Consider the following 18363-nt stretch of genomic DNA (forward strand, 5'->3'; position numbering starts at 1 on the left):
TGATGAGAAAAGCACATGTACGACTGGTTGAACGCCCTGCCCAAGGCAGAACTGCACCTGCACCTTGAAGGTTCGCTGGAACCCGAGCTGCTGTTTGCCCTGGCCGAGCGCAACAAAATTGCCCTGCCGTGGAACGATGTGGAAGCCCTGCGCAAGGCGTACGCTTTCAATAATCTGCAGGAATTTCTCGACCTGTATTACCAGGGCGCGGACGTGCTGCGCACCGAGCAGGACTTCTACGACCTGACCTGGGCCTACCTGCAACGCTGCAAAGCGCAGAATGTGATTCATACCGAACCGTTCTTCGATCCGCAGACCCACACCGACCGTGGCATTGCGTTCGAAGTGGTACTGGCCGGAATCACCGGAGCGCTCAAAGACGGCAAGTCGCAACTGGGCGTCGACAGCGGCCTGATCCTCAGCTTCCTGCGCCACCTGAGCGAAGAAGAAGCCGAGAAAACTCTGACACAGGCACTGCCTTTCCGCGACGCGTTCGTGGCGGTCGGTCTGGACAGCTCGGAAATGGGCCATCCGCCGAGCAAGTTCCAGCGCGTCTTTGATCGCGCCCGCAACGAAGGCTTCCTGACCGTGGCCCACGCTGGCGAAGAGGGCCCACCGGAATACATCTGGGAAGCGCTGGACCTGCTGAAGATCGAACGCATCGACCACGGCGTGCGCGCCATCGAAGACGAACGCTTGATGCAGCGCATCATCGACGAACAGATCCCGCTGACCGTCTGCCCGCTGTCCAACACCAAACTCTGCGTGTTCGACGACATGGCTCAGCACAACATCCTCGAAATGCTCGAGCGTGGCGTGAAGGTCACCGTCAACTCGGACGACCCGGCGTACTTCGGCGGCTACGTCACCGAAAACTTCCACGCCCTGTACACCCATCTGGGCATGACCGAAGACCAGGCCAAACGCCTGGCGCAGAACAGCCTGGATGCACGGCTGGTGAAGCCGTAAATCCGGATTACTTCCTGCGTCCACACCCTCGGCACTGATCGTGCCCATGCTCCGCGCTCATCGTTACACACAAGTCATCTGGCTATCGGGAGAGACCGCCCAACTGATGTGCTTTCGTAGCGCGATGGTATGAACACCGCAGATCGCGACGTGGGTGAAGGCTGAGTTCTGGCGCTGATTCGGGGGGCAATCGGCATGGATGCCGACTGAGCTGCACTGGGCCATGGATGGCCCATTTGCAGCGACCCCCGAATCAGTGTCAGGACGAAGGAACCCCGGCGAAGCCGGGGCCGGAACCGGAGCAAAAGGCTTTGCTTACTTTGGCCTCTCAAAGTAAGTCGCCGAGGGGCGAAAAGGTGACTGGAGCCATGCGCTCGGCTCACTGAATCCATAGTCTGTGCCATTTGTGACGCGGAGCGTCACGGGCGGCATGCCCACGCGGAGCGATGGGCACGATCAGTGTTGAGGCAGACTTGTGTATAACGATGAGCACAGCTCTGGGGTTCAACGCCTCCCACGGTTCGGTGTTCGCTGCGCAGCTCATGCCGCCGATGCAATCTTGCTGATCTCCCGCTGCCCGCTCGATGATACTTGCAAGGTGCAGGATTCTTCGGTCGTGCGCAGCCAGCCCATCTGGATGAACAGTTGCAGCAGCCCTGCGCCCAGCGCACCCCCCAGGTGCGGGCTGCGTTCGCTCCAGTTGGCGCAGGCGCAAACGGTTTCGCGTTTACGCTGGGCGAGCGCCGGAATATAGATCCCGCGTTCGGCGAATTTGGCGATGCCCTTGCTCGTGACTTCGATGCGCTTTTCCTGCTGCTCTATCCACCCGGCACCCAACAGACGCTGATAAAGCTCGGCCGCCATTTCGCCGCCCAAATGGTCGCAACAGATGCGCGCGCGACGCAATGGCAAGGGAGGCATGGGCTGAGCCACACTTCGGCTGATCTGGTCGGCACTGACCAGAGATGCACTGGCCAGCGCCTCGACCGCCGCACCGACCTCGGGCGCCGCCAGGCGAAAAAAGCGCTTGCGACCCCGCGCCTCCTGCTTCAACAGACCGCCGCTGGCCAGACGCGCCAGATGCGCGCCAGCCGAAGAGGTCGAGAGACCCGCCAACAGTGCCAGCTCATCGGCGGGGCGAGCAGTACCATCCATCAACGCCCAAATCATTGCGCTGCGCTTGGGGTCGGCCAGCAATGTCGCAATCTGGCTGATGCAAGGTGCATATTCCATGTGTTCACTCCCTGTTGAAACATTCATCTAGTGCGATGACATATTGACAGCAATCACGCCTCAGTAAAGTTGAACGCGCATCCAACTTGAAATGACAAGTATAAACTCTGCCCCCCATAAGCCGATTGACTAAAACACTTGTAGTCCCGGCCGCAGTCATGCGCGGGAGAGTTACACTCGTCCCTACCTGCACGATTGCGGGCCTCACACAAGGCCGCACACTGCCGAAAGACCGCCATATACAAGGGCTTCAGGCATACAGCGAGATCAGGCATATTTTATGCGAGCAAAGATCCAGACGAAAAAGCGGCAGATGGGGACGACAGGCATCGAATTGAAAAACGCAGAAAGCAAAAGAACTTTGCATAGTTGGACTGCATTTAAACATTATATTTTCCGAAACTTCCGTAGGCTTATTCTTCTACCTTTGTAGCCCCATAAACCCTGAACAGTTCTTATTGGCTTACAGCATGTTGCTTGCACCGCGTACGAAGCATTTCCAGAAGCAGATTGACCGGTTTGCTCAGTTGCGCGCGATGCGCGCACAACAGATTCAAGGGCGCCAGTTCGCCCAATAAATGCGGCATGACTACCTGCAGGTGCCCGGCCCTGACGTCGGCGGCGACGTCCAGCCAGGACTTGTACGCCACACCCTCCCCGGCCACCGCCCAGCGACGCACCACATCAGCGTCGTCGCTGAACCGATTGCCCTTCACCGTCAGGCTTATTTCCCGCTTGCCGTCCTCGAAGCTCCATCGGTCATGAACCCGATCGCCGAGCATGTACAGCAGGCAGTTGTGCTGGGCCAGTTGTTCGATGTGTTGCGGCTGGCCATGACGCTTCAGGTAATCGGGAGCCGCGCACAGAACGCGTCGGTTACCTGGCAGCACGGGCAATGCGACCAGCGTCGAATCTTCCGGCTCGCCATAACGCAGGGCCACATCCACGGGCTGGCGAAACAGATCGGCAATACGGTCTCCCAGTAGCAGCCGCACGGTGAGTTGCGGGTGTTGCTGCTGAAATGCATCCAGCCAGGGCAACAGCACGTTACGCCCGAGGTCTGAAGGCGCCGAGAGCTGCAAAACGCCTTCACAGCGATCCTGACTACTGGCCAGCAAACGCTGCCCTTCCTCAAGGCTGCCCAGCGCAGCACGGGCATACTCGAGGAAGCCCTCACCTTCTGCCGTGAGGCGCAGACTGCGGGTCGAGCGCGCCAGCAAGCGCGCGCCCACCTGATGCTCGACGCGTTTGAGCGCCGCACTGGCAACGGCCGCCGACATGTCCATGACCCGAGCAGCCGCAGACAGACTGCCCAGGTCAGCGGCCCGAACGAATAATTGCAAGTCATCAAAACGCAGCATCCGAACGCCTTATTATCAAAAATATATTGAAAGAGCCTGCCGTTCTAGCGGGTTTTATCTTTCCGGGAAATAGCCAATGATCCATTCATCACTTTCTCAACCGAGGACCCGTCATGAAAGCTGTCGCTTATTACCAGTCGCTGCCTGTCAGCAACCCTGATTCCCTGCAGAACATCGAACTGCCCGAGCCGGTTGCCGGTGCGCGAGACCTGCTGGTCGAGGTCAAGGCAATCTCCGTCAATCCGGTGGACACCAAGATCCGCCAGAACGTCTCGCCCGAGAACGGCGACGCCAAAGTGCTGGGCTGGGACGTCGCCGGTGTGGTCAAGGCCGTCGGAAGCGATGTCACGCTGTTCCAGCCGGGCGACAAGGTTTACTACGCAGGCTCGTTGACCCGTCCAGGCGCCAACAGCGAGCTGCACGTGGTGGATGAGCGCATCGTTGGCCACATGCCAAAATCGCTGAGCTTTGCTCACGCCGCAGCCCTGCCGCTCACGGCCATCACTGCGTGGGAACTGCTGTTCGAGCGCCTGCAAATCGTGCAGGGCAAAGGGGAAAGCGGGCAGAGTCTGCTGATCGTCGGCGCAGCGGGTGGTGTGGGCTCGATCCTGACCCAGCTGGCGCGGCAGTTGACCGCGCTGAAAGTCATCGGCACCGCGTCACGCGCCGAGACCGAAAGCTGGGTGCGTGAGCTGGGTGCCCATGAAGTGCTGGACCACAGCAAACCGCTGAGCGAAGAGCTCAAGCGTGTCGGCATCCAGGCTGTGACGCACGTTGCCAGCCTGACCCAGACCGAACAGCACCTCGACCAACTGGTCGAAGCGCTCAAGCCTCAGGGCAAGCTGGGCCTGATCGACGACCCCAAGGCGCTGGATGTCTCCAAGCTCAAGCGCAAGAGCCTGTCGCTGCACTGGGAGTTCATGTACACCCGTTCGATGTTCGAAACCGACGACATCATCGAGCAACACAACCTGCTCAATCGCGTGGCGGAACTGGTGGATGCCGGGACACTGAAGACCACGTTCGGCGAACACTTCGGCACCATCAATGCTGAAAACCTGCGTCGCGCCCACGAACTGCTGGAAAGCGGCAAGGCCAAGGGCAAGATCGTGCTGGAAGGATTCTGAAGCAACAACGTTCGGCGTTGTGTCAGTCATCGCGACAGACACAACGCCTTACTTGATCAGGCTGACGCGACCTGCGCGTCACGCCTGGCCTGCAAGCGGCGCGTGTACACCGAAGCGCCGACCGACAGGACGCCGCACAGGCTGATGACCAGCGCCATCGGCGTCGAAGTGCCGTCATGCAGCACCCCCACCAGACTCGCGGCAGCCGCCGCCACACTGAACTGCAGACAACCCAGCAGGGCCGATGCACTGCCCGCCCGCGCCCACTGGCCGTTCATGGCACAGGCCGAAGCATTGGGAATGATGCAGCCCAGACTCGCGACACAGATGAACAACGGTACCAGCAGCGGCCAGAGCGCCTCGGTGCGCAACCCGGTAATACCGAGCAGCACCAGACCTGCCGCCAGATAGATCCATACCGTGCGTGTCAGCAGGAACGCCGGACCGGTCTTGCGTAAAATGCGTGCGTTGATCTGTGCAACCGCAATAAATCCCGCCGCGTTCATCCCGAACAGCCAGCCGTAGTGCTCGGCCGGAACTCCGTACAGCTTGATGAACACGAACGGCGAACCGGCCACATAAGCGAACATGCCCGCCATGGCGATGCCGCCCGTGAGCGCATGACCAATGAAGACCCGGTCGGTCAGCAGCCGTCCGTATTGCCGCAAGGCGCCACGCAGCGGCTGGCGGGGCGTGGTGGCAGGCATGCTTTCCGGCAAACCCAGCGCGACGGCGGTCAGGCACAACGCGCTGAAGAACGTCAGGCTGATGAAGATCGACTGCCAGCCAAAGGCATTGACCAATATCCCGCCGAGCATCGGCGCCAGAATCGGTGCCAGGCCCATGACCAGCATCAACTGCGAAAACACCTTGGCCGATTCGACGGCATTGCATTTGTCGCTGACGATCGCCCGCGACAACACCATCCCCGCGCAGCCGCCCAGCGCCTGCACGAAGCGGGCAGCAATCAGCCATTCGAGACTTGGCGCAAAGGCACAGGCCACCGAGGCCAGCGTGAACAGGCTGACGCCCACCAGCATGGGCATGCGCCGCCCGAAACGGTCGGCCACCGGCCCGTAGGCCAGCTGGCCCAGCGACAGGCCGAGGAAATACGCTGCCAGGGTCAGCTGGACATGTTTTTCATCAGTGGCGAAGTACGACGCCATGGCCGGGAAGCCAGGCAGATAGAAGTCGATGGCCAACGGGCCAAAAGCGCTCAGTGCGCCAAGTATCAGGATTGTGCGTAAATTCATCGGGCTTCCATAGCGATGCAGAGCAGCCCGTCAGTTTAACCGGCTTACCCTGCAGAGGACGGAATGCGAGGAAATTAATTCAAGATTTTTCTGCTCGTTACTGCTCACATCTGTTGGTTCGAGCAAACCGTGTTACTGCATCTTCGACATCGCGCTGTCGCGCAGCAAACACGGACAGTGGGAGGCGGCTTGCCGGCGATCTGCCGGGAACCGGCAGCAGAACGAAAATACGCGGTGTATCAGATGCAATCTGGGGCCGCTGCTCAGCCCGTCGTTGCCATCCTAATCTGCCAGGGCTCCCACGCCCCTCCAGTCAGAAGCAGATGTACGTGCATTCCAGTCACCAAGGTCAGGCCAGCTGCGCCTGATAACCCTCTTCGCCCATCAGCCTGATGATGTGTTCGGCACTCAACGTGCTCTCTACCTTGACCTCTTTGCTGGCCAGCTCGACCTGCACCTCGGCGGCTGGGTCTTCATGCTTGATGGCCTGGGTGACAGCCCGTACACAGTGCCCGCAGGTCATGCCCTGAACAATGAACAATTGCATGTGATGCTCCTCTGAAAGTGGATAACGGGCATCTTCAACCTTGTCATCGTGGCAAGGTCAAGTTTTTGTATTGTCTGCCGGGCTGGCGTTCGGCGTTGTCGTGAGCCAAGCTCACTCATCGACGTTTACATCAGGAGTATCAGCAATGCGCTGGTCAGTAGTCAGCCTCTTCAGCATTCTCGGTCTGGTCGCCACCGCACCCGCCGTTCAGGCCGCCCAGGATTACGGAATTCTGATCATCTCGCGGGAGCGTCTGGAAGTGGCGACCTCCTGTGAGATCGGTATCTACATTCAAGATCAACTGGCCGGGCGACTGTTCCAGGAAGATTCGGTGTCTTTCAACCTGCCGGCCGGCCCGGTGTCTGTGCGCCTGCGCACCCTGCCCGGCAAGATCGTGGGCTGTGAACCGGGATTGGAAGCGCCGACCAACACCACTATCCAGATGCACGCCGGGGACATCCTCAAATACCGCATCGCGACCAGCCTCAAAGGCATGTACCTCAAGAAAGCCGACCTCAACTATTGATTCGCGCTTGACCTTGCCCATGTGGCAAGGTTGATCCTTGCAGGCACACAGCCTCAGGGAGTGAAAGAGATGCAAGACACCCTCACCTTCGACCTGCCCATCAGCGGCATGACCTGCGCCAGTTGCGCAGGCCGGGTCGAGCGTGCCCTGGCCAAGGTGCCAGGAGTCAATAGCGTGACGGTCAACCTGGCCAACGAACGCGCCCACGTGCAGGTCCAGCCCCAGACCGATCCGCAAACCCTCATCAACGCAGTCAGCCACGCCGGCTACAGCGCGACCCTGTTGCAGGACGAGCGCGTCGAAGCCGACCGCAAGGCTGACACGCTGCATCGCGAACGCTGGGCGTTGCTGCTGGCGATTCTGCTCGCAGTGCCATTGGTCGTGCCAATGCTGCTGTCGCCGCTGGGCGTGCACTGGATGCTGCCCGCCTGGGCGCAGGCCGCGCTGGCCACACCGGTGCAGTTCATTCTCGGTGCGCGCTTTTACGTGGCCGCCTGGAAAGCCGTCAGGTCGGGCGCAGGCAACATGGATTTGCTGGTCGCCATTGGCACCAGCGCCGGTTATGGCCTGAGCCTCTATCAATGGCTGACCGCTGCGCCGGGCACCGCGCCGCACCTGTATTTCGAAGCCTCGGCCGTGGTCATCGCGCTGGTGCTGCTCGGCAAGTACCTGGAGAGCCGCGCCAAGCGCCAGACCGCCAGCGCAATTCGCGCCCTTGAAGCTCTACGACCGGACCGGGCCTTGCGGGTAGTGGACGGCATTGAGCAGGAGGTAGCCATCAGCGAACTGCAGCTAGAGGATCGGGTGCTGGTCAAACCGGGAGAGCGTTTCCCGGTGGATGGCGATGTCATCGAAGGCCACAGCCACGCTGACGAAGCCCTGATCACTGGCGAAAGCCTGCCAGTGGCCAAAGAACCCGGCGACCGGGTTACCGGCGGGGCCATCAATGGCGAAGGTCGGTTGCTGGTCAGGACCACGGCGCTGGGCTCGGAAACGGTTCTGGCGCGCATCATTCGTCTGGTCGAAGACGCCCAGACCGGCAAGGCACCGATTCAGCGGCTGGTCGACCGGGTCAGCCAGGTATTCGTACCCGTCGTATTGCTGATCGCCTTTATCACCCTCGCGGGCTGGCTGTTGGCGGGCGCTTCGCTGGAAGTGGCGCTGATCAATGCGGTCACCGTGCTGGTGATCGCCTGCCCCTGTGCGCTGGGTCTGGCCACACCGACCGCGATCATGGCGGGCACCGGTGTCGCGGCGCGCCACGGCATTCTGATCAAGGACGCCGAGGCGCTGGAGCGTGCCCACGAGGTCACGGCCGTGGTCTTCGACAAGACCGGTACGCTGACCTCCGGTACGCCCCGGATCACCAACATGATTGCGCTGGAAGGCAATGAGGAACAGTTGCTGCAACGAGCGGGTGCCTTGCAGCGTGGCAGTGAGCATCCCTTGGCCAAGGCGGTACTGGATGTCTGTCACGAATGGCAGTTGAAGCTGGACGAGATCGAGAACAGTCATGCGCTGAGCGGACGAGGCATCGCCGGCACGGTTCAAGGTCACGAACTGGTGCTGGGCAATCGGCGTCTGCTGGAAGAAAGCGGCCTGCCAATGGGCGATCTGGCGGAATCGGCGCGCATCTGGGAGGCTGAAGGGCGGACGTTGTCCTGGCTGATCGAACGGGCGCCCGATCCGCACGTCATCGGCCTGTTTGCATTCGGGGACTCGCTCAAGCCGGGCACGGACGAGGCCGTGCGTGAGCTCAATGCACGCGGCATCACCAGCCACCTGCTGACGGGCGACAATCGCGGCAGCGCCCAGGCGGTCGCCAAAGCGCTGGGCATTCACGACGTGCACGCTGAAGTCCTGCCTGCCGACAAATCGGCAACCGTCATGCAGTTGAAAAGCCATAACGTGGTGGCGATGGTCGGTGACGGCATCAACGATGCGCCCGCGCTGGCTGCCGCCGACATCGGCATTGCGATGGGCAGCGGCACCGACGTCGCCATGCAGGCCGCCGGTATCACGTTGATGCGCGGCGACCCGCGCCTTGTGCCTGCTGCGCTGGACATCAGCCGCCGCACCTACGCCAAGATCCGTCAGAACCTGTTCTGGGCCTTTGTCTACAACCTGATCGGTATTCCCCTGGCAGCGTTCGGCTATCTCAACCCGGTGCTCGCCGGGGCGGCCATGGCGTTGTCCAGCGTGAGCGTGGTGAGCAATGCCCTGCTGCTCAAGACCTGGAAACCCAAAGACCCGGGAGAAACGCCATGAACATCGGCCAAGCGGCAAGCAAAAGCGGCCTCAGCGCCAAGATGATCCGTTATTACGAATCCATCGGCCTGCTGCAGGCGGCGCATCGCAGCGACAGCGGCTATCGGATTTACAGCCCGGAAGACCTGCACACCCTGGCCTTCATCAAGCGCTCGCGGGATCTGGGGTTTTCACTGGAAGAAGTCGGCAAGCTGCTGACCCTGTGGCAGGACCGCCAGCGCGCCAGCGCCGACGTCAAAGCCCTCGCCCGCCAGCACATCGTCGAGCTGAACCGCAAGATCGACGAACTGGCCGGACTGCGCGACACGCTTCAGGATCTGGTGGAACACTGCCAGGGCAACGACCGCCCCGACTGCCCGATCCTCAAGGACCTGGCGTCGGGCGGGTGTTGTTCATGAGGTGACGCGGAGCGTCACGGGCTGCATGCCCACGATGGGCACGATCGGCGTCGGGTGATGATCGTTCCTACGCTCTGCGTGGGAATGCCGCTCAGGACGTTCCGCGTCAGCCTTGAGGCTGACGCGGAGCGCTCTGTCACTGCAACCAGGGCGGTGGCGGTTCTTCGGCGGATTTGCTCGGTGGAGCATCGTCGGCAGCGCGGGCGGCCTGGCGACGGGCCTCGTCCAGACGGGCGGCTTCGATTTCGCGCAGTACGCCGCCCACATCGGCTTCGTCCTCCGGCTCGTCGAATTCACCGGTCAACACGGTGGCAGGCGATAACGTACCGGCCTCGTAATACGACCACATCTCCTTGGCGTACTTGGTGTTTCTGAGTTCCGGCGCAAAGCGACCGAAATACAGGGCCATGTTGCCAACGTCACGTTCAAGCATGCTGAACGCATGGTTGTTGCCCGCCGCATCCACCGCCTGCGGCAGGTCGATGATGACCGGACCGCTGGGCGCCAGCAGCACGTTGAACTCGGACAGGTCACCGTGCACCAGACCGGCACACAGCATCAGCACGATCTGTTCGATAAGGAACGCGTGGTATTCGCGCGCCTGATCCGGCTCCAGCACCACATCATTCAGACGCGGCGCGGCATCGCCGTACTCGTCGGCCACCAGTTCCATGAGCAGCACGCCTTCAAGGAAGTCATACGGCTTGGGCACTCGCACGCCCGCACTGGCCAGACGGAACAGCGCTGCCACTTCAGCGTTCTGCCACGCGTCTTCGGTTTCTTTACGGCCGAACTTCGAACCCTTGGCCATCGCCCGGGCCTGTCGGCTGTTGCGTACCTTGCGGCCTTCCTGATATTCGGCCGCCTGACGGAAACTGCGTTTGTTCGCCTCCTTGTAAACCTTGGCACACCGCAGCTCTTTGCCGCAGCGCACCACATAAACAGCTGCCTCTTTACCACTCATGAGTGGGCGCAGCACCTCGTCGACCAGACCGTCTTCGATCAGGGGTTCAATGCGTTTAGGAGTTTTCATCAGCTTTTATTGTGGGTCCTTTGTGGCCAGATACGCGATTGTTGCCGTTATACGGCAATCCTCCGCCAGCGAGTAGAGGGAAAGTCTTTTGAATTGCGCGGATTATTGCCGAAAATTCACGCAATGCCCCGGTTTCAAGCACCTTTCATGCCGCGTGACCCTGCAAAGATAATACGCAGCAAAACGTGTAATGCCTGAAAATGACAGCGCTATTTGAAGAGTTCGCCAGGCGTGTGACCGAACAATCCCTTGAACGCGGCAATGAATGCGGAGGTCGAATCGTAGCCACAGGCCAGTGCAGCGCTGGTCACGCTGCTGCCCCCTTCCAGCGCATTCAGGGATGACAACAGCCGCGCCCGCTGACGCCAGCCCCGAAAACTCAGACCCGTTTCACGCTGAAACAGGCGCATCAGGGTTTTCTCCGAGGTGCCCAGGCGTGCTGACCAGTCGTGAAGGGAAATCACCTGATCTGGCGCCTCGATCAGCTCGTTGCACAACCCCAGCAGGCGAGCGTGGCGAGGCAGTGGCAAAGAGAAGCCAACCTCCGGCAGATCCGACAACTGGTCGAGCAGCACCTGGACCAGACGCGACTCAGGGCTGTCGTGTTCGGGATAGGTCGCAGGCAACAGGCAGAAGCGCTTGATCAGCTCACGCGCCAGCGGCGTGACCTCCAGCACGCGGCACCGCTCGGGTGCCCAGCACGAGTCTTCACGGCGGATGTACAGGCTGCGCATTTCAGCACGCATGGAGGTGACCACCTCATGCTCCAGACCTGCCGGAATCCACACGCCCCACTGCGGCGGTGCGAAGAAGCTGCCCTCGGCGGTATGCACGCCCAGAACGCCACTGATGGCATAGGAAAACTGCACCCACTCGTGGTGGTGCGCCGGTGTCCAGGAGCCCGCGCCCAGGCTTTCGGCACGCGCGTAAACAGGACGCGGCAGATCATCCAGCGCCGGTATCTGTCGCTGCCCCTCAAGCGGGCGGCGGTCAATCTGTCCGTTGGAAGGCATGTTATGACCTTATGTCGCAAGACGGCTATTGGCCGACAGAGTAGCCTGCGCACATTCCTGTTTACAAAAGTTATCCGAGCGTTCCATGCAATCACTCAAACACTTCAAGCGTGTCGCCACCGACTGGTTCCTCTGGGGCATGGTGCTGGCGACGGTGCTGGCGTACTTCTTCCCACGGTTTGGCGCGACCGGCGGCAGCATGCATGCCGAATACGTCATCAACATCGGCGTCTTCGTGGTGTTCTTCCTGCACGGGGTCAACCTGTCCAGCGAGCAGATCAAAAAGGGCCTGAGCAACTGGCGACTGCACGTGATGATTCAGGCGTTCACCTTCGTGGTGTTCCCGCTCATCTGGCTGGCCTGCAACAAGCTGCTGGGCTCGCATGTGCCTGCGCTGTTGATGCTGGGTTTTTTCTACCTGTGCGCCCTGCCCTCGACCATTTCTTCGTCCGTGGCCCTGACCGGCAGCGCAGGCGGTAACGTACCGGCAGCCATTCTCAACGCCAGCATGTCCAGCGTGCTGGGGATTTTCATTACGCCGTGGCTGGTCAGTCTGGTAATCGGCAGCGGTACGGGCGGGATCGATCTGAGTGACACGCTGTTGAAACTGAGCGCCCTGCTGTTGCTGCCACTGGTGCTGGGCCAGTTGCTGCGGCCGTTGCTGGGCAAATTCTTTGCGCGTCACAAGAAGTACACCAACATCATCGACAAGCTGGTGATTCTGCTGCTGGTCTACGCCGCCTTCTGCAATTCGATGATTTCCGGGATGTGGCAGAGCCAGGGCAACAGCGTGATCCTGACCGCCTTTATCGGCACCGCCGTGCTGCTCGCAGTCATCCTGCTGATGACCACCCGCACTGCACGCCTGCTGAAGTTCGATCATGCGGACAAGGTGGCAGCGGTGTTCTGCGCGACCAAAAAGTCGCTGGCCGCCGGTGCGCCGATGGCTGCACTGATTTTCGGCAGCAATCCCGGGCTGGGTCTGATTCTGCTGCCGATCATGATTTATCACCCGATGCAGCTGATCGTCTGTTCGGTCATCGCCGAGAACTACGCCAACCGTCATCGCCAGCAATTGTCGGAAGCGGCGCTGGAGGAAGCGCGGGCCGCATGAGGGCGCGCTACATCAGCGCGTCATCGTCGAGGGTCACGCGCGCATAGAACACAATGGCGACGGTCGGGATCAGCGCGGAATAACCCGGCTTGAGTGCCGTGCTGAAGCGCGTAAACACCCGTTGAACTGGCGCCTGACGAATCGCCGCCAGCAACCCTTTCAACGAACCGGGCTGACGCTCGGGCGGTTCAAGGGTGGCGACTGAACGGCTCGCCGACTCAGTGGGCAGCTCCTCATTGCTCGCAGGCTTGAAGATCGACCCTACCGTCAGACGCTCGGCCAGGGTATCGACATGCCGGGCATACACGTCCCACGGCATGGCCTTGACACTGGCGATCGGCATTTCAGCCAGCGGGTGCGCTTTGGTGAAGGCATGCCGGAAGAAAGTCCTGAGCAACAACTCTTCGACTTCGACCACGGTGGCGCACTGATGTAACGCCTCACCCAGATCGTATTGCCGCGCCAACATGCCGAGCACGCGGGTGTACGAGATGCCGTGACGGCGCGCCGCATTGACCACGCAGTGCCCGGCGACCAGCTGAAATTCGCGGACGAAGGCGTAGGTGCGGTCTTCGTCCGAGTCCTTGAGGTGCGTCCAGCGACTGGTGCGCAGGTGCCTGATCGCCGCGTCCAGCAGATAATCCGGCGAACGGGCCAGCACGCTATGCAGATAGATGTCCTGCAGGACCGGGTCCTGATTCGTCAGTTGCAACGCGACATCGTCCAGGTCCATGCCTTCGCAGCCGCTGAAACAGGTCGCGATGAGCACCTCCTGCAGACGGTTCCAGTAATGGTGGTGGCGATAGCCCTGCATGTAGACGTTTTCAAAGTGCTCGACCGGTCCGCGCCCCAGGCTCTTCTCGCCCAGATTGAGCAACAGCACGTGATCCTCGCTGGACCAGGCGTTGATCAACCGCCCGGATATACGCCGTTTGAGTACCCTGGCGTCGTCCGCCGAAACACGCACCGCCGCCGCCATGAGCAGCACATCGCCGATCACCAGGCCATGCTCGGGTGGCCGGTCCAGCCCCTTGAGCGCACTGATCAGCAGCCGTCCGCCCAGCGAATGGCCGATCAGGTTGACCCGTGTCACCTCTGGATGCTGTTCGAACAGGTAACGGTCCAGTTGCGCCAGCAGCACCTTGCCCATGGCTTCGGCGCGGGAGCGGATGCGTGAAAAGTGATACGCGCGATCCCCCGCCAGCGCAGCGGCACCGGCCAGCGGATGCACGCGGGCGGCAGCCACCAGAAGGCCACGAGAGCGATTGTCCATTTGTGTGAAATGGCTCGACGGCCAAAACGCGAGGATATTCACACGCTGACGCAGCGCCGCCGGAATGCTGTTGGCCAGCAGGCGTCGGTCGTTGAGATCATGTCCCGACGAATAGCCATGGATGAAGATATTGGCAACGCTGCCAGAAGGTCTGGGCAGCGTCAGAAACTTGAAATGATTGTCCACGTTGTCCTGTTTCGCCTGACCGTGGCGCTCCCGTTCAATTTCTGACAATGAATCGCTTGGCGATCAGCATGATCAGCCGCAGGCAGAACGCCACACCGGTCAGCGAGATGACGACCTTGGCGACCAGAATGAAGTAGCTTTCGACGTCTTCGGAAATCAGACCGATCAACAGCCCCATGCCGCCAATCAACAGACCGATCAGCACCAGCCCGATGTAAGGACGCAGCCAGCGGGATCTGGAACCCTTGTCGAACAGGTAAAGCAAGGCACCCACCAGGATCAGGAGTACCGCCACGCCAATAATGAGTCCCATCCGTCACCCGTCCGTGCAGCAAAACCGTACGGGACCTGTGAGCCCCGCAGTCGTCGATTATGCCGACGACCCCGGTCTATTGCCATCGGCGTGACGACAGGTCTCTAGCGCTCCAGAATCGCCGTGACGCCCTGACCGCCCGCTGCGCAGATAGAGATCAGTCCGCGCCCGCTGCCTGCGGCGTCCAGCAGTTTGGCCAGGTTGGCGACAATACGTCCGCCGGTCGCAGCGAAAGGGTGACCCGCAGCCAGCGAGCTGCCTTTGACGTTCATCCGGCTGCGATCAATGGAGCCCAGCGGCGCATCCAGTCCCAGGCGCGTCTTGCAGTAATCGGCGTCCTCCCAGGCTTTGAGCGTGCACAGCACCTGAGCGGCAAAGGCTTCGTGGATCTCGTAGTAATCGAAGTCCTGAAGCGTCAGACCGTTGCGTGCCAGCAGGCGCGGCACGGCGTAGACCGGCGCCATCAGCAGGCCTTCATCGCCTCTGACGAAATCCACGGCTGCCGCTTCTCCATCACGCCAGTAAGCCAGTACCGGCAGGCCGCGCTCCCTGGCCCATTCTTCGCTGGCCAACAGCACCACCGAGGCGCCGTCGGTCAGTGGCGTGGAGTTGCCCGCTGTCAGGGTGCCTTTGGCGCTGCGCTCGAAGGCTGACTTGAGGCCCGCAAGCTTCTCAAGCGTCAGATCGGGGCGCAGGTTGTTGTCGCGATTAAGCCCCAGGTACGGCGTCATCAGGTCGTCCTGCCAGCCCTCGGCGTAGGCTGCGGCCATCTTTTGATGGCTTTCCAGAGCAAGCTGATCCTGAGGCGCGCGCTCGATGCCCCAGTGCTGCGCCATCAGTTCGCAATGCTGGCCCATCGACAGGCCTGTGCGCGGCTCGCCATTGCGCGGCAGCTCCGGCTTGAGGTTGTGCGGGCGCAACTGCATCAGCGCCTTGAGCTTGTCGCCCGTGCTCTTGCTGCGATTGACCTGCAACAGAATGCTGCGCAGGTCCTCGTTGACCCCGATCGGTGCATCGGACGTGGTGTCCACGCCACCCGCAATGCCGCATTCGATCTGCCCCAGGGCGATCTTGTTGGCCACCAGCAACGCCGCTTCGAGCCCCGTGCCGCAGGCCTGTTGAATATCATAGGCCGGGGTTTGCGCCGACAGCCGGGAGCCCAGCACGCATTCGCGGGTCAGGTTGAAGTCGCGGGAATGCTTGAGCACCGCACCGGCCACCACTTCGCCCATGCGCAGCCCGTGCAGATTGAAGCGTTCAATCAGGCCCTCCAGCGCTGCGGTGAGCATGTCCTGATTGCTGGCCGTGGCATACGGGCCGTTGGAGCGTGCGAACGGAATGCGATTGCCACCGACGATGGCGACCCGGCGAGTCTGCGTCATGGAAAACTTCCTTTCTTCAAACGGATGGATGAACAGCGTAGATGAGCAAGAACAAACTTCGTTCGACTGTGGTCCATTCCTTTGAACCCCGACCCGAGGAGAGTGTTCCATGCCGTCAGATCGCTATATCGATTTCGCCAACTCCGACGTAGGCCGTCGCCTGGTGAAAGCCGTCGGTCTGCCGACTCCGACACGCCTGGAGCGTTGGCAGGCCGGACGCCTTCGGCCAATCGAAGGCACACTGCTGATCAGCGCAGGCCCGCTGGCCGATCAGGTTCGCGGGTTTGCCCATCGTCTGACCGACTCGCTGTACAGCTTTGGCAGTGACATGCCGGGCGCAACCGCCTGGGTTTCCAATCAGGGTCCAAGGCTCAAGGCCGTGGTGTTTGATGCCAGTACGCTGCTAAGGACCGATCAGCTCAGACAGTTGCGCGATTTCTTCCAACCGCTGCTGCGTTGCCTGGACACCTGCGCTCATGTGGTGATCCTCACCCGGTCCCCGCAAGCGCTTGAAGATCCACTGGCGGCCAGCACCCAACAGGCGATAGAAGGCTTCAGCCGCTCATTGGGTAAGGAGCTGCGCAACGGTTCTACCGTGAAACTGCTGCAGGTGGATGAAGGCGCCGAGGATCAACTCGAAGGCGCGCTACGTTTTTTTCTGACGCCCAAGAGCGCGTTCATCTCCGGCCAGTTTCTGCACCTGACACCCTGCACCTCGCAAGTGCAGGACTGGAGCCGTCCGCTGGCCGGGCGCAAGGCATTGGTGACCGGTGCTGCAAGGGGCATTGGCGCATCGATCGCCGAAACCCTGACCCGCGACGGCGCTCAGGTCATCCTGCTGGATGTGCCGCAGGCCCGCTCGGATCTGGAAGCCCTGGCCTCACGCCTCGGTGGGCAGGCACTTGCGCTGGACATCTGCGCTGCGGATGCGCCTGGGCAGTTGCTGGAACACCTTCAGGGCGGCATCGACATTCTGGTGCACAACGCTGGCATCACCCGTGACAAGACCCTGGCCAACATGCCTGAGGACTTCTGGGACTCGGTGCTGGCCGTCAACCTCAATGCCCCGCAGGTGCTGACACAGACCTTGCTGGACCACGGCGCGCTCAACGACGACGCGCGGGTAATCCTCATGGCCTCGATCAACGGCATCGCCGGTACTCGCGGACAGACCAACTACACCACCAGCAAGGCCGGTCTGATTGGCTACGCCCGGGCGATGGCACCCGGACTCAAGGCACGCGGCATCAGCATCAATGCCGTTGCACCGGGCTTCATCGAAACCCGAATGACCGCCCAGATGCCCTTCACCCTGCGTGAAGCCGGGCGACGCATGAGTTCACTCGGTCAGGGCGGTCTCCCACAGGACGTCGCCGAAGCCGTGGCCTGGTTCAGCCAGCCGGGCAGCGGCTCGGTCAGCGGCCAGGTATTGCGCGTCTGTGGTCAAAACGTGATCGGGGCGTAACACCCCGCATTGAGTTCAAGGAGAAGGATGATGACTGCTCACTGGCTCTATCTGAATGCGCTGCAGCCGCTGCCGAATCTGTTCTTTCAGGCAGCCCTGCGCCGCAAGGTCACGGGCACGCAACTGCCCGACCTGGGCTTGCGCAGCTGGGTCTCGGTGGACGCCGACAAGCTTGAGGCCTATCGCAAGGTCTGCGGGTTTCAGGAAAGCAGTCTGCTGCCGCCGACTTATCCCCATGTGCTGGCGTTTCCGTTGCAGATGCAGTTGATGACTTCCAAGGACTTTCCGTTCCCCTTGATGGGACTGGTGCACATCGCCAACCGGATCAGCATTCATCGGCCGCTCGGCGGCATCAGCCAGCTGTACGTCAGCGTGCAGGCCACCGACCTGCGTCCGCACCGCAAAGGCGTGACCTTCACGCTGGTGACGCATATCGAAGACAGCGTCGGTCTGCTCTGGGAAGAAGACAGCACCATGCTGTGCACAGGGGTCAGGCTTGACGGCGAGATGGACGAACACATCGAGCCGGCTTATCTGCCTGTGATCGAGCACGCGAGCTGGCAGGCCTCGTCGCACATTGGACGCGACTATGCGCGGGTGTCCGGCGACTACAACCCGATTCACCTGAGCGCACCGAGCGCCAAACTGTTCGGCTTCCCACGCGCCATTGCCCACGGCATGTGGCTCAAGGCACGCGCGCTAGCCGCGCTGGATGATCATTTGCCTGCGTCCAACGTGGACATCACCGTGCAGTTCCAGAAGCCCGTGCGCCTGCCCGGCGACGTGAAACTTTTCGCCAGCGCGGCAGGGTCTCATGGGCAGCTACGCCTGGAAGGTCAGCCGGACCTGGTTCACATGGTCGGCAGTTGGCAGCCTGCCGTGGAGTGAACAGGCTCCCTGCT

General features: G+C 61.4%; 17 protein-coding genes. 8 read left to right on the top strand and 9 right to left on the bottom strand.

Annotated features, from left to right (window positions below; all coding sequences use genetic code 11):
• Positions 1–15 precede the first annotated feature (15 nt).
• Complete coding sequence (locus tag QRN20_RS10550) at positions 16–969, top strand: adenosine deaminase (protein WP_122605531.1); 954 nt, start codon at positions 16–18, stop codon at positions 967–969.
• A 540-nt stretch (positions 970–1509) separates the two neighbouring features.
• Here the strand turns inward: QRN20_RS10550 and QRN20_RS10555 are convergent.
• Together QRN20_RS10555 and vimR are read right to left on the bottom strand one after the other, a co-directional pair.
• Positions 1510–2202 carry an ArsR/SmtB family transcription factor gene (locus QRN20_RS10555; RefSeq protein ID WP_025995916.1) on the bottom strand — a complete coding sequence of 231 codons (693 nt, stop codon included), beginning with the start codon at positions 2200–2202 and terminating at the stop codon, positions 1510–1512.
• Positions 2203–2657: 455 nt separating this feature from the next.
• A complete protein-coding gene (gene vimR, locus QRN20_RS10560) occupies positions 2658–3563 on the bottom strand; it encodes a transcription regulator VimR (RefSeq protein WP_122414919.1) in 906 nt (301 codons plus the stop codon).
• A gap of 113 nt (positions 3564–3676) precedes the next feature.
• Here vimR and QRN20_RS10565 point away from each other — a divergent pair, with 113 nt between their 5' ends.
• Complete coding sequence (locus QRN20_RS10565) at positions 3677–4690, top strand: zinc-binding alcohol dehydrogenase family protein (protein ID WP_122605529.1); 1014 nt, start codon at positions 3677–3679, stop codon at positions 4688–4690.
• 56 nt (positions 4691–4746) lie between these two features.
• On the opposite strand, the gene QRN20_RS10570 is transcribed toward QRN20_RS10565, so the two are convergent.
• Both QRN20_RS10570 and QRN20_RS10575 read right to left on the bottom strand, forming a co-directional pair.
• Complete coding sequence (locus QRN20_RS10570) at positions 4747–5943, bottom strand: multidrug effflux MFS transporter (RefSeq protein ID WP_058431547.1); 1197 nt, start codon at positions 5941–5943, stop codon at positions 4747–4749.
• Between the two features lie 349 nt (positions 5944–6292).
• On the bottom strand, positions 6293–6490 hold the full coding sequence (locus QRN20_RS10575; RefSeq protein ID WP_029243972.1) for a heavy-metal-associated domain-containing protein: 198 nt from the start codon (positions 6488–6490) through the stop codon (positions 6293–6295).
• A 145-nt stretch (positions 6491–6635) separates the two neighbouring features.
• Here QRN20_RS10575 and QRN20_RS10580 point away from each other — a divergent pair, with 145 nt between their 5' ends.
• The 3 genes from QRN20_RS10580 to cueR all read left to right on the top strand — a co-directional run bounded on the left by QRN20_RS10580 (position 6636) and on the right by cueR (position 9682).
• Positions 6636–7016 carry a hypothetical protein gene (locus tag QRN20_RS10580; protein ID WP_058431548.1) on the top strand — a complete coding sequence of 127 codons (381 nt, stop codon included), beginning with the start codon at positions 6636–6638 and terminating at the stop codon, positions 7014–7016.
• Between the two features lie 69 nt (positions 7017–7085).
• Positions 7086–9284, top strand: coding sequence for a heavy metal translocating P-type ATPase (locus QRN20_RS10585; protein ID WP_122605527.1), 2199 nt, complete (start codon positions 7086–7088; stop codon positions 9282–9284).
• Complete coding sequence (cueR, locus tag QRN20_RS10590) at positions 9281–9682, top strand: Cu(I)-responsive transcriptional regulator (RefSeq protein ID WP_029243974.1); 402 nt, start codon at positions 9281–9283, stop codon at positions 9680–9682. Before QRN20_RS10585 ends, cueR begins: the two co-directional genes overlap by 4 nt.
• A 136-nt stretch (positions 9683–9818) precedes the next feature.
• On the opposite strand, the gene QRN20_RS10595 is transcribed toward cueR, so the two are convergent.
• Together QRN20_RS10595 and QRN20_RS10600 are read right to left on the bottom strand one after the other, a co-directional pair.
• Positions 9819–10715 carry a PA4780 family RIO1-like protein kinase gene (locus QRN20_RS10595; protein WP_004882953.1) on the bottom strand — a complete coding sequence of 299 codons (897 nt, stop codon included), beginning with the start codon at positions 10713–10715 and terminating at the stop codon, positions 9819–9821.
• A gap of 209 nt (positions 10716–10924) precedes the next feature.
• Positions 10925–11728, bottom strand: coding sequence for an AraC family transcriptional regulator (locus tag QRN20_RS10600; protein WP_122412376.1), 804 nt, complete (start codon positions 11726–11728; stop codon positions 10925–10927).
• 85 nt (positions 11729–11813) lie between these two features.
• Here QRN20_RS10600 and QRN20_RS10605 point away from each other — a divergent pair, with 85 nt between their 5' ends.
• Positions 11814–12842 (top strand): bile acid:sodium symporter family protein, encoded by a 1029-nt coding sequence (locus tag QRN20_RS10605; RefSeq protein WP_029243976.1) that lies wholly within the window; start codon positions 11814–11816, stop codon positions 12840–12842.
• A gap of 7 nt (positions 12843–12849) precedes the next feature.
• Here QRN20_RS10605 and QRN20_RS10610 read toward each other — a convergent pair whose 3' ends face one another.
• The 3 genes from QRN20_RS10610 to QRN20_RS10620 all read right to left on the bottom strand — a co-directional run bounded on the left by QRN20_RS10610 (position 12850) and on the right by QRN20_RS10620 (position 15996).
• Entirely contained in the window at positions 12850–14301 is a 1452-nt protein-coding gene (locus QRN20_RS10610) for a DUF726 domain-containing protein (RefSeq protein WP_122570232.1), read from the bottom strand.
• Between the two features lie 34 nt (positions 14302–14335).
• Entirely contained in the window at positions 14336–14614 is a 279-nt protein-coding gene (locus QRN20_RS10615; protein ID WP_004882949.1) for a hypothetical protein, read from the bottom strand.
• Between the two features lie 104 nt (positions 14615–14718).
• The gene (locus QRN20_RS10620; RefSeq protein WP_058431553.1) at positions 14719–15996 is read right to left on the bottom strand and encodes an acetyl-CoA C-acetyltransferase; all 1278 of its coding nucleotides are present in this window, start codon (positions 15994–15996) and stop codon (positions 14719–14721) included.
• A gap of 109 nt (positions 15997–16105) precedes the next feature.
• Here QRN20_RS10620 and QRN20_RS10625 point away from each other — a divergent pair, with 109 nt between their 5' ends.
• Together QRN20_RS10625 and QRN20_RS10630 are read left to right on the top strand one after the other, a co-directional pair.
• Entirely contained in the window at positions 16106–17461 is a 1356-nt protein-coding gene (locus tag QRN20_RS10625; RefSeq protein ID WP_058431554.1) for a 3-oxoacyl-ACP reductase, read from the top strand.
• A 30-nt stretch (positions 17462–17491) separates the two neighbouring features.
• Positions 17492–18349, top strand: a complete 858-nt coding sequence (locus tag QRN20_RS10630) for a MaoC family dehydratase (RefSeq protein WP_058431555.1) — start codon at positions 17492–17494, stop codon at positions 18347–18349.
• Positions 18350–18363: the final 14 nt, after the last annotated feature.

The organism is Pseudomonas sp. fls2-241-TYG-175, from assembly GCF_030209155.1.
Lineage (GTDB): Bacteria > Pseudomonadota > Gammaproteobacteria > Pseudomonadales > Pseudomonadaceae > Aquipseudomonas > Aquipseudomonas viridiflava.

Bases quoted from the DNA above. Each gene is read 5' to 3' on its own strand.
- QRN20_RS10550 (WP_122605531.1), top strand. From the start codon at position 16: ATGTACGACTGGTTGAACGCCCTGCCCAAGGCAGAACTGCACCTGCAC.
- QRN20_RS10555 (WP_025995916.1), bottom strand. From the start codon at position 2,202: ATGGAATATGCACCTTGCATCAGCCAGATTGCGACATTGCTGGCCGAC.
- vimR (WP_122414919.1), bottom strand. From the start codon at position 3,563: ATGCTGCGTTTTGATGACTTGCAATTATTCGTTCGGGCCGCTGACCTG.
- QRN20_RS10565 (WP_122605529.1), top strand. From the start codon at position 3,677: ATGAAAGCTGTCGCTTATTACCAGTCGCTGCCTGTCAGCAACCCTGAT.
- QRN20_RS10570 (WP_058431547.1), bottom strand. From the start codon at position 5,943: ATGAATTTACGCACAATCCTGATACTTGGCGCACTGAGCGCTTTTGGC.
- QRN20_RS10575 (WP_029243972.1), bottom strand. From the start codon at position 6,490: ATGCAATTGTTCATTGTTCAGGGCATGACCTGCGGGCACTGTGTACGG.
- QRN20_RS10580 (WP_058431548.1), top strand. From the start codon at position 6,636: ATGCGCTGGTCAGTAGTCAGCCTCTTCAGCATTCTCGGTCTGGTCGCC.
- QRN20_RS10585 (WP_122605527.1), top strand. From the start codon at position 7,086: ATGCAAGACACCCTCACCTTCGACCTGCCCATCAGCGGCATGACCTGC.
- cueR (WP_029243974.1), top strand. From the start codon at position 9,281: ATGAACATCGGCCAAGCGGCAAGCAAAAGCGGCCTCAGCGCCAAGATG.
- QRN20_RS10595 (WP_004882953.1), bottom strand. From the start codon at position 10,715: ATGAAAACTCCTAAACGCATTGAACCCCTGATCGAAGACGGTCTGGTC.
- QRN20_RS10600 (WP_122412376.1), bottom strand. From the start codon at position 11,728: ATGCCTTCCAACGGACAGATTGACCGCCGCCCGCTTGAGGGGCAGCGA.
- QRN20_RS10605 (WP_029243976.1), top strand. From the start codon at position 11,814: ATGCAATCACTCAAACACTTCAAGCGTGTCGCCACCGACTGGTTCCTC.
- QRN20_RS10615 (WP_004882949.1), bottom strand. From the start codon at position 14,614: ATGGGACTCATTATTGGCGTGGCGGTACTCCTGATCCTGGTGGGTGCC.
- QRN20_RS10620 (WP_058431553.1), bottom strand. From the start codon at position 15,996: ATGACGCAGACTCGCCGGGTCGCCATCGTCGGTGGCAATCGCATTCCG.
- QRN20_RS10625 (WP_058431554.1), top strand. From the start codon at position 16,106: ATGCCGTCAGATCGCTATATCGATTTCGCCAACTCCGACGTAGGCCGT.
- QRN20_RS10630 (WP_058431555.1), top strand. From the start codon at position 17,492: ATGACTGCTCACTGGCTCTATCTGAATGCGCTGCAGCCGCTGCCGAAT.